Annotated in this window: 13 protein-coding genes; all 13 read right to left on the bottom strand. The window is 64.4% G+C overall.

The features are described 5' to 3' along the window. Nucleotides 1-4 precede the first annotated feature (4 nt). The 13 genes from ACX80A_RS07575 to ACX80A_RS07515 all read right to left on the bottom strand — a co-directional run bounded on the left by ACX80A_RS07575 (nt 5) and on the right by ACX80A_RS07515 (nt 13,499). The gene (locus ACX80A_RS07575; RefSeq protein ID WP_459259079.1) at nt 5-667 is read right to left on the bottom strand and encodes a DivIVA domain-containing protein; all 663 of its coding nucleotides are present in this window, start codon (nt 665-667) and stop codon (nt 5-7) included. Between the two features lie 142 nt (nt 668-809). Then, on the bottom strand, nt 810-1,106 hold the full coding sequence (locus ACX80A_RS07570; protein WP_459259078.1) for a YggT family protein: 297 nt from the start codon (nt 1,104-1,106) through the stop codon (nt 810-812). 60 nt (nt 1,107-1,166) lie between these two features. Then, nucleotides 1,167-1,685, bottom strand: coding sequence for a cell division protein SepF (locus ACX80A_RS07565; protein WP_459259077.1), 519 nt, complete (start codon nt 1,683-1,685; stop codon nt 1,167-1,169). Between the two features lie 37 nt (nt 1,686-1,722). Beyond that, nucleotides 1,723-2,481 (bottom strand): YggS family pyridoxal phosphate-dependent enzyme, encoded by a 759-nt coding sequence (locus ACX80A_RS07560; RefSeq protein WP_459259076.1) that lies wholly within the window; start codon nt 2,479-2,481, stop codon nt 1,723-1,725. After that, entirely contained in the window at nt 2,469-3,182 is a 714-nt protein-coding gene (locus ACX80A_RS07555; protein WP_459259075.1) for a polyphenol oxidase family protein, read from the bottom strand. Before ACX80A_RS07555 ends, ACX80A_RS07560 begins: the two co-directional genes overlap by 13 nt. Nucleotides 3,183-3,193: 11 nt before the next feature. Further along, the gene (ftsZ, locus tag ACX80A_RS07550; protein ID WP_459259074.1) at nt 3,194-4,390 is read right to left on the bottom strand and encodes a cell division protein FtsZ; all 1,197 of its coding nucleotides are present in this window, start codon (nt 4,388-4,390) and stop codon (nt 3,194-3,196) included. A 187-nt stretch (nt 4,391-4,577) separates the two neighbouring features. Further along, nucleotides 4,578-5,450: a cell division protein FtsQ/DivIB gene (locus tag ACX80A_RS07545; protein ID WP_459259073.1), complete on the bottom strand. Its 873-nt coding sequence runs from the start codon at nt 5,448-5,450 to the stop codon at nt 4,578-4,580. Next, nucleotides 5,447-6,871, bottom strand: a complete 1,425-nt coding sequence (murC, locus tag ACX80A_RS07540; RefSeq protein WP_459259072.1) for a UDP-N-acetylmuramate--L-alanine ligase — start codon at nt 6,869-6,871, stop codon at nt 5,447-5,449. Before murC ends, ACX80A_RS07545 begins: the two co-directional genes overlap by 4 nt. Further along, a complete protein-coding gene (gene murG, locus ACX80A_RS07535; protein WP_459259071.1) occupies nt 6,871-7,977 on the bottom strand; it encodes an undecaprenyldiphospho-muramoylpentapeptide beta-N-acetylglucosaminyltransferase in 1,107 nt (368 codons plus the stop codon). Before murG ends, murC begins: the two co-directional genes overlap by 1 nt. Next, nucleotides 7,974-9,323, bottom strand: coding sequence for a putative lipid II flippase FtsW (gene ftsW, locus ACX80A_RS07530; RefSeq protein ID WP_459259070.1), 1,350 nt, complete (start codon nt 9,321-9,323; stop codon nt 7,974-7,976). Before ftsW ends, murG begins: the two co-directional genes overlap by 4 nt. Continuing rightward, nucleotides 9,323-10,888, bottom strand: coding sequence for a UDP-N-acetylmuramoyl-L-alanine--D-glutamate ligase (gene murD / locus ACX80A_RS07525; protein WP_459259069.1), 1,566 nt, complete (start codon nt 10,886-10,888; stop codon nt 9,323-9,325). The genes ftsW and murD overlap by 1 nt, the downstream gene beginning before the upstream one ends. After that, nucleotides 10,885-11,988 (bottom strand): phospho-N-acetylmuramoyl-pentapeptide-transferase, encoded by a 1,104-nt coding sequence (gene mraY, locus ACX80A_RS07520; protein WP_459259068.1) that lies wholly within the window; start codon nt 11,986-11,988, stop codon nt 10,885-10,887. Before mraY ends, murD begins: the two co-directional genes overlap by 4 nt. After that, the gene (locus tag ACX80A_RS07515) at nt 11,985-13,499 is read right to left on the bottom strand and encodes a UDP-N-acetylmuramoyl-tripeptide--D-alanyl-D-alanine ligase (protein ID WP_459259067.1); all 1,515 of its coding nucleotides are present in this window, start codon (nt 13,497-13,499) and stop codon (nt 11,985-11,987) included. The genes mraY and ACX80A_RS07515 overlap by 4 nt, the downstream gene beginning before the upstream one ends. Nucleotide 13,500: the final 1 nt, after the last annotated feature.

Genomic DNA, 13,500 nt, shown 5'->3' with positions numbered 1-13,500 from the left:
ATCCCTAGGAACCGGTGGCTTCTGAGGCGACCGATCCGCGGGAGTCCAGGTCACGCAACTGGCCCTCGATGTAGGCCTTCAGACGTGAACGGTAATCGCGTTCGAAGCTTCGCAGCTGCTCAACCTTACCCTCAAGCACAGTCTTCTGCTGCTCGAGTGCACCAAGGGTCTTGCGGGTCTTCTCTTCGGCGTCGTTGACCATGCCGCTGGCTTCGATCTGAGCCTCGGCGATGATCTTGTCGCGCTGTTCAACACCCGCGTTGACGTACTCGTCGTGGAGCTTCTGAGCCATGGCAAGCACACCGGCTGCTGATTCAGCCGAGCCGGACGTCGACGCAGCGGGGGCCGGCGCTGCCGGGCGCTCTTCAACCTTGGGCTCTTCAACCTTGGGCTCTTCGACCTTCGGCTGATCCTTCGCCTTGGGTTCTTCCTTGACCTCTTCAGTGTGTGAGACCGCCGGCACTGGGGCGGGCACCGAAGCGTTCTGGGACGTCGAGGAGGACGCGTCGGCGAGCTTGCGCCGCAGTTCGTCGTTCTCCTGGTTTAGACGTCGGAGTTCGACGACGATCTCGTCGAGGAAATCGTCTACCTCGTCCTGGTCGTAGCCTTCACGGAACTTAGTGGGCTGAAACCTTTTGTTGACAACATCTTCTGGCGTCAGGGCCATCTGGTCACCTCATAGTGGTTATAAGACATGCCTGCCTATGAAGCAGACCTGACTACGGTACCGAATTGCGGACATAAAACTCTAGAATTCACACCATTTATGTGATTCAGCGTATATCTTTTGAGACTCGAAAACTAACCGGCTAGATGGATGTAGCCAGGCTGGCGGCAACAAACATGAGGATCGTTACCCCCAGGAAGACCACCAGGAATGCCAGATCCAACGACACTCCGCCGAGTTGCAGCGGCGGGATGAGTCGCCGCAGTGCCTTGATTGGCGGATCCGTAACAGTGTAGACACCAGAAGCGAGCACCAGCGCTAGCCGCTTCGGGCGCCAGCCGCGCGCAAACATTTGCACGGCATCGTAAACGATCCGGATTATCAGGGCTATCTGTACCACCATCAGTACCAGATAGATCAGAACAAAAACCAAACTCACGCGGCAGTCACAGTCCTAAAAACGAAACTTCGGGAGGAACTCGTGAACCAGTTAACCACGCTAGCTTTGATTGAAGAAACTAGCCTGCGCCTCGCTGGCTTTCTGGTCTTCTCCCAGCACCTCAATGTAGGAGGGAGACAGGAGGAAGACCTTGTTGGTGACCCGTTCGATACTGCCGTGCAGCCCGAAGACCAGGCCGGCCGAGAAGTCGACGAGACGCTTGGCGTCAGATTCGCCCATATCGGTGACGTTCATGATGACGGGGATGCCGTCCCTGAAGCTTTCGCCGATGAGCTTCGCATCGTTGTAGGACCGTGGGTGAACAGTAGTGATCTGGCGAAGGGCCGCCGAGTCCTCACGTGAGGACTGCGCCCGCTTGATCGGCGTCACCGGGGCCCGGTATTCGTCCACGGGTGCGAGTTTGGTCGCCGGGCGGGCGGCAACCTGCCGATCATCTCCGTCGTAATCCACTGAGTGATCCTCGTTCCTGCCAGCTGAATTCTTTTGCTCGGACTCGTAGTGCTCATCACCGTCGGCGAGCCCAAGATAGATCATTGTCTTGCGCAGTGCGCCAGCCATGGTAGCTCCTGTCGTGTCATTGGGTATAGCCCAGACGCTACCGCAAGGGCGGGCGATCACCGAGGACCTGTGACCCTATTCTGAGGTGTGTCGCGCCAGCCGATACGGCTGCTTCGAGGTCCCCGCTCATCCCAGCCGAGATCCCTGACGCGGCAGGGAAGTCGGTGCGCAGGGACGCCGAGATTTCAGCCAGCTGTCCGAACGCTTCCGCTGGGTCCCTTCCGAGGGGGGCAACGGCCATCACTCCTGCCAGGTCCAGACCGTCAGTGCCGTCGATCAGATGTCCGAGAGCGACGACGTCGGCGGGGGCTGCCCCGCCTCGCTGATGTCCGCTGATGCTCGCCGCACTGCGGTCGGGTCTCGACAGGTCAACCTGAATGAAGCAGGACAGGGCGGCGTGCGATCCCGGCTCGCTGCCGGTCCGCTCGGTGGCCACTGCTTTGCCCAGCGCGCGGACCAGCTGTACCCGATCCACCGAATGCACTACCTCCGCGTAGCGCGCCACCGAGCGCGCCTTGTTGGTCTGCAGCTGGCCGATGAAATGCCAGTGCAGGCCCAGGTCTGCAAGCTCCAGGGCCTTGGCCGCGGCCTCCTGGTCGCGGCTCTCTCCCATAGCGGTGACGCCAAGCCCCGCCAGGATCCGTAGATCGTCGGCGGGGAAGTATTTGGTGACAACGATGAGCTCGGGTTCGTCGGCGCGTCCGGCACCGGACACGGCACGATCGATCCGGCGGCGCACGGCCGCGAGCCGCCCAGCGAGCTGCTCGGCGCGCGGCGATTGCGTCAGGTGGTCCATACGAGGCCCGCGAACCTGCCGGCTGCTGCACTGCGGCGATGGGAGTACAGGGATTCGTTTTCGAGCGTACACAGGGCCGAGGCATCGTCAGCGACGGTGCGGGTCCCCACTCCAAGCGTGGCCAGCTGGCTCCGCACGGCCCCGGGCAAATCGAGGCCGGGTGTTCCCCACCGGGTGGTTGCCCATGCCGCCGGGACCACTGCTGCCACCTCGTGTCGCAGCTCCTCTGGCACCTCATAGCACTGCCCACAGATGGCTGGGCCGATCCACGCCACCAGGTCCTGGGCGCCGCCTAGGCGCATCAGCTCGACGGTGTTCGCCACCACGCCGGTAAGGACCCCCTGACGCCCGGCGTGGACCACGGCACTCGCCCCGCCCGGGCCCTGACCAGCGGACAGCACCACAGGGACGCAATCCGCGACCATGACCGCCAGGGGAACCGACCCGTCGGAGCTCACCAGTGCATCGGCGCTCGCCACCTCGCTGACCGGTCCGGGGTGAGCCATCACCGCGTCGGCTGAATGGGTTTGGTGCATGAAGCGAAGGGAGCCGGCAGCGACACCCATCGCGGCCTCCAGGTCACGGCGACGCTGACCCACCGAGAGGGGCTCATCTCCCACATGGAGTGCGAGATTGCCCGCCCCGGCGGTCGTGAAAGCTACCCAGCGGCCAGGGGTAATTTCCTGCCGCCAGAAGAACACGGCGTCGATGGTTACTTCAGGAAGTCCGGAACGTCGAGTTCGTCCGAGCGGCTTGAGGAGAAGTCCGGCTCCACCACGGCTGGCAGATCGACGTCGAACCCTGAATCCGCCGGCACGTTGTTGCCCGACTGGTGTGACCGCTGCGACCAGGCACCAAGCCCCGCCGAGGCGGGGACGGCGGCGGCTGCCACCGGGACGCTAGCACCGACTGACGGCGCCGAGACGGGCTTGGCAAGCTGCGCGTTGGGCTGCGACGTGGCATCAACCTGATCGAACCCGGCGGCGATGACAGTTACGCGTGCCTCGTCGCCCAAGGCGTCGTCGATGACGGCACCGAAGATGATGTTCGCTTCGGGGTGGGCCACTTCCTGCACCAGGCGGGCGGCCTCGTTGATTTCGAACAAACCCAAATCGGATCCACCCTGGATGGAAAGCAGCACGCCGTGCGCACCATCGATCGATGCTTCGAGGAGGGGCGAGGCGATGGCCAGTTCGGCGGCCTTGACCGCGCGATCCTCGCCGCGGGCGGAGCCGATACCCATCAGGGCCGACCCGGCACCCTGCATGACCGACTTCACATCGGCGAAGTCGAGGTTGATCAGGCCCGGAGTGGTGATCAGATCGGTAATGCCCTGCACGCCGGAGAGCAGTACCTGGTCGGCTGACCGGAAGGCATCAAGCATCGACACATTCCGGTCGCTGATGGAAAGCAACCGGTCATTCGGGATCACAATCAGGGTGTCAACTTCGTCGCGGAGGGTATCGATACCGGTTTCGGCCTGGTTGGACCGGCGACGACCCTCGAAGGTGAACGGCCGGGTGACCACGCCGATGGTCAGGGCACCGAGGGACCGCGCGATGCGGGCGACGACGGGCGCGCCACCGGTTCCGGTGCCACCACCTTCACCGGCCGTGACGAAGACCATGTCTGCCCCGCGCAACACCTCTTCAATTTCCTCGGCGTGGTCTTCGGCTGCACGTCGTCCAACCTCCGGGTCTGCGCCGGCTCCCAGGCCGCGGGTCAATTCCCGGCCGACGTCGAGCTTCACGTCGGCGTCGCTCATCAGGAGGGCCTGTGCGTCGGTGTTGATGGCGATGAATTCAACGCCACGCAAGCCAACCTCGATCATGCGGTTGACGGCGTTCACGCCACCGCCGCCGATGCCTACTACCTTGATGACGGCCAAGTAATTCTGCGGTGCTGCCACGGTCCTGTGTCCCTTGTTCGAATGCGCTGTGTGGGGCTTGATCCGGCTGGATCTGTACCCAGCCTTCACGTTGATCAACGTTAACTCTCAACTTGAAAGTCAATGTTATGTCAAGTAACTTCTATTCAAGACGCTATGGGCAGGCGCTCTCATCTGCAATCACCGAGCCCGCGTGTCGGATAATTCTTTAGCGGGTGACCGGACTCGACGGTGTACTGACGTCAAATTCCTTGACCGGCGGATCGGCAGGCGGGGCAGCAAGCAACGCTTCAAGAACCAGTGCCTTGGCCTGATTCCCCTCGGCGCCCCCCCAGAAAATCCTCTGGTCGTTGGTCAGCGACAGCTCCACTGAATCCACTGAATCGGCCGATGCATGAGCCAGCCGGTTCAGGATGCTTTCCGGCAGGGCAGCGAGCACAGCGGCAATAGAGGAAAACACTTCGCTGTTCACCGCCTCGGTCCCCCCGTCGATCAGGGGAAGCTGCACGGCGTCGCGATCCTTGACGGAGGCCAGTTGGCGGCCCTCAGCATCGATGAGGACGAACTGCTTGTTGTTCTGCACAATCGCCACCGGGACGCGTTCGCGGATGGTGACCGCCAGGCCGGACGGTGGAACTGCGGCGACGGTCACGCTCTCAATCGGAGCGAAACCCTCGAGGAGTTGCTCCACTTCCTCATCGACGATCTGCGGCAGCGGTTCACCGAGCAGCGGTTCCAGCGCAGCGGTGGCCTCCTCGGTGGTCACCAGGGTGTTTCCGCTCACTTCGACGCTGCGCAACGCGAGTGCCGGGGAAAAGATCAGGTATGCCAGCAGTCCTGCCATCAGCAGTACCAGGAAGACGAGCCCCAGGATGAGGTTCCGACGTCGCCGTTTCGTGGGCGACTGGGGGAACTCGACCACCGAGCTGCCTGATTCCTCCTGGGTCCGCGGCAGCCACGGATCCTCCGGGAGGTCGAGCATTGAGACCTTGCTGCTGATAATCCGAGGCACGCTGACGGGGCCGGCAGGGGTGCCCGGCTGGGATGTGGTACCGGGTCTGCTGGGTTTACGACGGCTCATGAACCTGGTGCCCCGGTTGCTGGCAGTGACAATAACCTGACCAGTTCGGCGCCGTACTGGGTGACGTCGCCGGCGCCCACAGTGAGAATAATGTCTCCAGCGGTGGCACGGTCCGCCACTGCCCTAACCGCTTCGTTCGGCTCAGCGCTGTAACCGCCTGGCACCGTGAGCCGGTCAGTGATGAGCCGGCTGGTCACCGACGGCGTCGGGTCTTCCCGCGCCGCGTAAATGTCCAGCACCGTGGCAGAGTCGGCCAGGCTCAGGGCTGTGGCAAACTCTGCGGCGAATTCCCTGGTCCGGGAGAACAGATGCGGTTGGAAGAGAACGTGGACCTCATGCCCGGCGGCCACGGCGCGTGCCGCCCGAAGCGCCGCTGTCACCTCAGTGGGGTGGTGGGCATAGTCGTCGAAGACCCGCACTCCCCTGCCCTCGCCGCGCGCCTCGAACCGGCGTGCGGCACCCGAGAACGAGGCTAGCCCGGCTGCTGCCGCTGCGGGGTCGACTCCCAGCTCAAGCGCCACGGCGAATGCGGCAGCAGCGTTCCTGACATTGTGTTCGCCGGGCACGCCAAGCCGGAGCTCTTGCTCGCTGTCAAGCCCGTCCACCGAGAAGAAGAGCATGCTTGTTGAAGTGCTGCCGTCGAAGACCGTCGCATCGATCCGCACATCCGCGAATGGGGAGTACCCGTAGGTCCTGACCCGGCGGCTGTCGGCGACGCGTCCGGCGAGGGCTGCGGCGCCGTCGTCGTCACGGCAGGTCACCAACACGCCGTCGTCAGGTGGCAGCAGGGCGGCGAACCGGTCGAATACTTCATGAACCGCCGCGGCAGTGCCGTAGTGGTCGAGGTGGTCCGCCTCAACGTTGGTGACCACTGCGATCCGGGGTGAGTAGTTGAGGAAAGACCCATCGGATTCGTCGGCTTCGGCGACGAACACGCCACCCTCCGCCCAGGCGGCGTTGACGCCCAGTGCTGCCACGTCGCCGCCGATGGCGAACGACGGATCCAGTCCGGTGGCCTGCAGCATGACGGTGATCATGGCGGTGGTGGTGGTCTTGCCATGGGTGCCGGCGACGGCCACGACTTCCCGCCCGGTCATGGCGACGGCCAGCGCTTGGGACCGGTGCAAAATCCGCAGCCCCTTTTCCCGGGCAGCGGCGAGTTCGGGGTTAGTTGTCTTGATGGCGGTCGAGATGACAACGGTGTCGGCGCCGTCGACATTCCCGGCGCGGTGGCCGACATCGGTGCGCGCACCAAGGCTGGCGAGGGACCGCAGGGTCCGCGAATCGGCGGCGTCGGACCCGGAGACCGGTACGCCCTGACCGAGGAGCACCCGGGCGACGGCGGACATGCCGGCTCCACCGAGGCCGATGAAGTGGACGTGGCCGAGGCTGGCAGGTGTCAGGTTGGCGGTCTGGCTCATCACTGGCCCTTCCGTCCCGCGGCGACGACGAGCCGGGCGGTCTGGACGTCGGCGTCCCGGACACCCAGGGCGGCGCTTGCGGCGGCCATGGCGTTCAGGGCTGCGGGGTTTTTCAGGAGTGGGAACACGTGCTCGGTCAACCAGCCCGCAGTGAGTGAGGCGTCCTCCACCAGGAGGGCACCGCCGGCGGTGATCAGGTCGGCTGCGTTGCGGCGTTGTTCACCATTGCCGTGAGGCAGCGGCACGAAGACGGCGGGAAGGCCGACGGCGCTGACCTCACAGACGGTTGCGGCGCCGGCACGTGCGAGGAGAAGGTCGGCTGCTGCGTAGACGGTCTCCATGTCGTCGACATACTCGACCTGGCGGTAGCCCTCGGCGCGCAGCGGCTTGCCGTCGGCGCCCGTGACTGCCTTCCCTCCGCCGGTGATGTGCAGCACCTGGATGCCTTCGGCGGCGAGCAACGGTGCCACCGCTGTCACGGCGCGGTTGATGCTGACGGCACCGGATGATCCGCCGGTCACGATGAGCGCTGGAAGAGTGCTGGTCAAACCCAGCACGGCTCGTGCGGCGGCTCTTTCCTCAGCGCGGTTGAGTGAGGAGATGCTGCGTCTCATGGGCATGCCGACCACCTGCGCACCGGGCAGCCCGGTCCCCCTGAATGCCACCGCCACCGAGGCGGCAATGCGGGAGCCCAGACGGTTGGCCAAGCCCGGGCGGGCGTTGGCTTCGTGGATCACGACGGGAGTTTTCCGCCGCCACGCGGCAAGATACAGCGGTGTTGAGACGTAGCCCCCAACGCCGACGACGACGTCAGCGTCCGCACGGTCCAGGACCGCCGACGCCTGACGGACCGCGCGGATTAGCCGAACCGGCAATTTCACCAGGTCCACCGACGGCCGGCGTGGCATCGGAACCCGATCGATCGTTTCCAGTGGGTAGCCGGCGGCCGGAACCAGCCGGGTCTCCATTCCGGCGGCGGTGCCCACCACCACCTGGCGGATACCGGGCTCAATCTCTGCCAAGGCGTTGGCTATCGCCAGCAGCGGGCTGATATGGCCGGCGGTTCCGCCGCCGGCCAGGACCACCGAAAGGGGGGGTGCGCTCATCGGGTTGCTGGTTCGCTTTCTGTGGAATGGAAATCTGAGGTGGCTGCTGCGTCGGACCCCGGGGCGGGAGGCATCTTACGGGCGAAGGCGAGCAATACACCGACGGCGGCAAGGGTGAAGGTCAACGCCGATCCGCCGTAGGAGATGAAGGGCAGCGGGACACCGATGACGGGCAGGACACCGGTCACCATGCCGATGTTGACGAAAGCCTGACCGATCAACCACACCAGGATTGACCCCAGCAGGATCCGCACAAACGGGTCGGTGTAGCGACGGGCTACCCGGATGGTGGCGACGGCCAGGATGCCAAAGAGGGCGACGACGACGAGGGTCCCGATCAGCCCGAACTCCTCGCCGATGATGGCGAAAATGAAGTCGTTGTGGGCCTCGGGGATCCAGTTCCACTTTTGCCGGCTCTGCCCGATCCCGACGCCCCACCAGCCGCCGGAGGCAAGCGCGAACAGCCCGTTGTCGGATTGCAGACACAGGTCCCGGCCGTCGTCGCAATTGATCCGCAACCAGGCACTGATCCTGTCGCTGCGGTTTCCGCTGACCAGGACCATGACCACGGCGCCGGCGATACCGGCAATACCGGCAATGGTAAACATTTTCATTGGCGCGCCCGCGAAGAAGAGGGCCGCCGCGAGAATCATCATCAGGATGATCACCGTACCGAGGTCCCCACCGAGCAGGACCAGCCCAATGGGCAGTCCACCCAGCGGAAGGGCTGGAATCATGGCGTGTTTCCAGTTCCGGACCAGCCGACCCTTCCGGGCCAGCACACTGGCCAGCCAAATGGCTAGCGCGAGTTTCGCAGGCTCGGACGGCTGCATGGTGAAGCCGCCTATCTGGATCCAGTTCTGGTTACCGTTGATGCTCACACCGATGGCGAGGACGAGCACCAGGAGGACAATTGCTACCCCTAACGCGGGCCACGCCAGGAGCCGGTAGGTGCGGGCACCGAAGCGGGAGAGCAGTAACATCATGACCAGCCCTCCGACAGCCCACAGGGCCTGCCGGAGGAACAGGTCGAATTCACTAGTTCCTTCGGCGATCGCCTCAACGGACGAGGCTGAGAGCACCATCATCAGCCCGATCGCTGTCAGGGCGAGGGCCGACCCGAGGATCATGTAGTAGCTGGCGCCGCTGGCTTGCTTCTCGCTGCCCTCAAGGTAGGTCCAGAAGCGGCCGAACCGGGCGCGAAGGCCCGTCGCCGCCGGTCCTGTCGCCGAGTCGGGTGATGACCTGTTGGGCGTGCGCGGTGCTGCGGCGAGCTGGGTGCCGGTCTGGGAATGCTGACGCATCACCGGCTTCCGGCGGACTGGCCGGGTGGGCGTGGTGACCATTAGAACTCCTTTGCGGTCTTCGCCTGCCCTTCCACGATCACGCGGACTGCCTCGATAAAGGCCTCGCCTCGGTGAGCATAGGAGGAAAACTGATCCATGGATGCTGCCGCCGGAGCCATCAACACGGTGTCGCCGTCGCCGGCCAACCGCGCTGATTCCCTTACCGCCGATTCCATCACCCGTTCGCCCTGGGGCGTGGGCGCGGTCTCGTCGGACAACGTCACCTCTTTAGTCTCTCCCGTGCCTGCTTCGATCAGCGGAACATCCGGAGCGTGTCGGCGCAATGAAGCCATCAGGTCCGAACTGTCGGCGCCGATCAGCACCACCGCTTTAAGCCGCTTCGCGTGCGCCTGGACCAGCTGGTCGTAGTTGACCCCCTTGGAGAGTCCTCCAGCGATCCAGATTATCGAGTGGAATGCTGACAGGGAGGCCGCCGCGGCATGGGGGTTGGTCGCCTTGGAGTCGTTGATCCAGAGGATGCCGTCCCGGGAGGAGACCAGCTGGATGCGGTGGTCGGTGGGTTGATAGTTCCGGATCCCGGTGCGGATGGCCGCTGGTTCGACGCCTGCGGCCCGCACCAGCGCGGCGGCGGCCAGGGCGTTTGCCACCAGGTGCCGGGGAACCAGTTCTCCCAGCTCCGTGATAGCAGCCAGTTCGATCGCCGAGTCCTTGCGCTGTTCGATGAACGCACGGTCCACGAGCAGGTCGTCGACGACGCCGACCATACTGACGGCCGGCGTCGACGTCGTAAAACCGACGGCACGGCATCCCTCGACCACGTCGGCTTCCTCGACCATGCGCTCGGTTGCGGGCTGTTCGGCGTTGTAGATGCAGGCCACTTTGGTGTTCGCGTAGATCTTCGCCTTGTCGGCGGCGTACTGATCGAATCCGCCATGCCAGTCCACGTGGTCTTCGGCGACGTTGAGGCACACACTCGCTAGGGGGGAAATGGACCCAATCCAGTGCAGCTGGAAACTGGACAGTTCGACCGCGATGAAATCGTAGCCCTGGGGGTCCCTGATGGCATCGAGGATCGGCGTGCCGATATTGCCTGCCGCGACGGCTCGCAGACCCGCGGCGAGAAGCATCGATTCAACCAGGGAGACGGTGGTGGTCTTCCCGTTTGTTCCGGTGATGGTCAGCCACTCGGCGGTGGGGCGGCCCTCGCGGATCCTGACCCGCCATGCCAGTTCCACATCCCCCCAGACGGCGATGCCGGCGTCAGCCGCTGCCCGCAGCAGCGGCTGCTGTGGAGCCCAGCCCGGCGAGGTCACCACCAGGTCCGGAAGCGCGCCGTCGATTTGAGGGAGGGAGGTTGCGTGGTCTGGGCCGAGGAGGACGTCCACCGCACCGACGATGGACAGGGTGTCTGCCTTGGCCCGGTTCTCGGCTGAATCGGAACCATCGATGACTACCACGCGGGCGCCAAGCTCAATGAGTGTGTCGGCGACCGAAAACCCGGAGAGTCCGATGCCGGTCACGGCCACCCGCAGTCCGTGCCAGTTGGAATCCCAGGTGGTCAGCGAATCGAGGTCAGGGGCGCCCCCTGGCAGAGTTCCAGTCATATCAGAACCACCCATTCAGCGTAGAAGATGCCGAGGGCAGTTGCCACGAACAGCCCCGCCAGGATCCAGAACCGGACCACAACGGTGACTTCCTGCCAGCCCTTGAGCTCGAAGTGGTGTTGCAATGGAGCCATTTTAAAGACGCGTTTACCGCCGGAGAGTTTGAAGTAACCGACCTGGATGATGACCGACAGGGTAATCATGACAAACAGCCCCGCGAGGATGACGAGCAGCAGCTGGGTGCGGGACAGGATAGCGAACCCGGCGATCGCCCCACCGATGGCGAGCGAACCGGTGTCACCCATGAAGATTTTCGCGGGTGAGGTGTTCCACCAAAGGAATCCCACCAGGGCACCGCACATGGTTCCCGCGATGAGGGCCAGATCGAGGGGATCACGGACGGTGTAGCAGACGCTGCGGGCGACCTCGTCAAGGGCGCAACTTTGGTTGGACTGCCAGATACCCATCAACATGTAGGCACCAAACACCAGAACCGAAGCACCAGCCGCCAGGCCGTCGAGGCCGTCGGCGAGGTTCACACCGTTGCTGGCTGCGGTGATGATGAGGTTCGACCAGATGACGAACAGCACAGCGCCGACAACGGTGCCGGCAAAGGCAAGATCGACCGACGAGTCACGGATGAAGGAGATCGCCGTGGAGGCCGGCGTCCGGCCGTCCTCGTTGGGGAAACCCAGCGCCAGCACGGCAAAAATGATGCCGACCAGGGTCTGTCCGGTGATCTTCGCCGGCGCGCTCAGGCCGAGGCTGCGCTGCTTGGAGATCTTGATATAATCGTCGAAGAATCCCACGATTCCCATGCCCACCATGAGCAGCAACAGCAGCAGGCCCGACGCCGAGGGGCCGGTCGACACCCCTGCCCAGACCATCAGGAGATGGGTAACGAAGTAGGAAATCAGGACGGAGCCGACGATGACGGCACCGCCCATCGTCGGGGTGCCGCGCTTGGTGTGGTGGGCGGTTGGTCCGTCGTCGCGGATGAACTGGCCGTAGCCGCGGTTCACGAGCAGCTTGATGAAGAGGGGGGTGCCCACGAGTGCCAGCACCAGGCCCATGGCTGAGCCGATCAGTAGCGCAATCACAGCTGCGGCCCCCCTTGGAGGTCAGTTGAGCCGGGCACTGATGTTCCAGGCGTGGCGGTGGACGGTGCTTGGGTCGATGACAATGCTATCCGATCACCCAGGAATCGAAGCCCGGCCCCGTTCGAGGATTTGAACAGCACGAGGTCGCCGGGTTGCAGCGCCGTGGCGAGCATTTGCTCGGCGGCTGCCACGTCATCGGCGAAGAGGACCTCGTCGCCCCAGGACCCTTCAAGGACGGCGCCGTTGTAGAGGGCGCGGGCACCCATCCCCACTACCAGGAGTTTGGAGATATTGAGCCGGACCACTATCCGCCCGACTGCGTCGTGCTCGGCGATTGAGTCTTCTCCTAATTCGAGCATCTCACCGAGTACAGCCCAGGTGCGCCTGCCCCTCCCAAGTTCGGCGATGGTGCGAAGCGCCGCCCGCATCGATTCGGGGTTGGCGTTGTATGCGTCATTAATGACTGTCACCCCATCAGCGCGTTCGGTCCGCTCCATCCGCCACCGGCTTTGCGCTTCCAGCCGCGAGAGAGCAGCGGCGATGTCTGCCCCGGCGATGCCGAGGGCCGCGGCAACGGATGCTGATGCGAGGAGATTGGTGATCTGGTGGATGCCGATCAGGCGTGAGGTGACCGGGTAGGCGGCGTCATCGCCGGGGACGGTCAGTGTGAAGGCTGGGTGACCTGCGGCGGTGGTGGTGACCGCCGTCGCCCGGATCACCGGGCCCCCAGCGGGGACATGGGTGTTGTCGGAGGTGAAGTACAGCTTCTGCGCGACGGTGCGTTTCTCCATTGCGAGCACGCGGGCGTCGTCGGCGTTCATGATGGCAGTTCCGGCGGCGGGCAGTGCGCGCAGCAGTTCGGACTTCGCCTGCGCAATGTTTTCCACGCCACCGAATTCTCCGGCGTGCGCGCTGCCCACACCCAGGACTACTCCGATGTCGGGGGCAACCATGTCGGCCAGATAGGTGATGTGCCCGATCTTCGTGGCACCCATCTCAATGATGAGGTACCTCGTGTCGTAGCCAGCGCCGAAAACGGTCAGGGGGACACCGACCTCGCCGTTGTAGGAGCCGATCGGTGCGACCGTGGGTGCCTGCTCCGAGAGGATACCGGCCAGCAGATCCTTGGTGGTCGTCTTTCCGGCCGACCCGGTGATGCCGATAACCGTTAGCGGCGCGTGGGCGCGCAGGCGCCGCACCACCTCAGCCGCGAGCCGGCCCATGGCCAGCACCACGTCGTCGACGATTACGGCTGGGTACTCGGCGTTCCCGTCGACGTCGGTTACCGGGTGCTCTACCAGCGCGAGGACCGCCCCACGATGGAAGGCCTGTGGCACGAACTGGTGTCCGTCAGCGGTTTCGCCGGGCTTCGCTACGAACAGACCGCCGACCTGTACATCACGGGAATCCACCGCGACGGAACTGACGGTCTGGGTCTGCCGCGCTGCGGCTGTGGGGGTCAAATGGCCCCTGGTTATTGCCGCGATTTCGGCTGCGCTTAGTTCAATCATG

It is taken from the genome of Arthrobacter sp. TMN-50 (genome assembly GCF_054511125.1).
The sequence above is the reverse complement of the archived record's forward strand: the minus strand, read 5'-3'. Positions and strand labels throughout refer to the sequence as shown.

Bases quoted from the DNA above. Each gene is read 5' to 3' on its own strand.
- ACX80A_RS07575 (WP_459259079.1), bottom strand. From the start codon at position 667: ATGGCCCTGACGCCAGAAGATGTTGTCAACAAAAGGTTTCAGCCCACT.
- ACX80A_RS07565 (WP_459259077.1), bottom strand. From the start codon at position 1,685: ATGGCTGGCGCACTGCGCAAGACAATGATCTATCTTGGGCTCGCCGAC.
- ACX80A_RS07560 (WP_459259076.1), bottom strand. From the start codon at position 2,481: ATGGACCACCTGACGCAATCGCCGCGCGCCGAGCAGCTCGCTGGGCGG.
- ACX80A_RS07545 (WP_459259073.1), bottom strand. From the start codon at position 5,450: ATGAGCCGTCGTAAACCCAGCAGACCCGGTACCACATCCCAGCCGGGC.
- murC (WP_459259072.1), bottom strand. From the start codon at position 6,871: ATGAGCCAGACCGCCAACCTGACACCTGCCAGCCTCGGCCACGTCCAC.
- murG (WP_459259071.1), bottom strand. From the start codon at position 7,977: ATGAGCGCACCCCCCCTTTCGGTGGTCCTGGCCGGCGGCGGAACCGCC.
- ftsW (WP_459259070.1), bottom strand. From the start codon at position 9,323: ATGGTCACCACGCCCACCCGGCCAGTCCGCCGGAAGCCGGTGATGCGT.
- murD (WP_459259069.1), bottom strand. From the start codon at position 10,888: ATGACTGGAACTCTGCCAGGGGGCGCCCCTGACCTCGATTCGCTGACC.
- ACX80A_RS07515 (WP_459259067.1), bottom strand. From the start codon at position 13,499: ATGATTGAACTAAGCGCAGCCGAAATCGCGGCAATAACCAGGGGCCAT.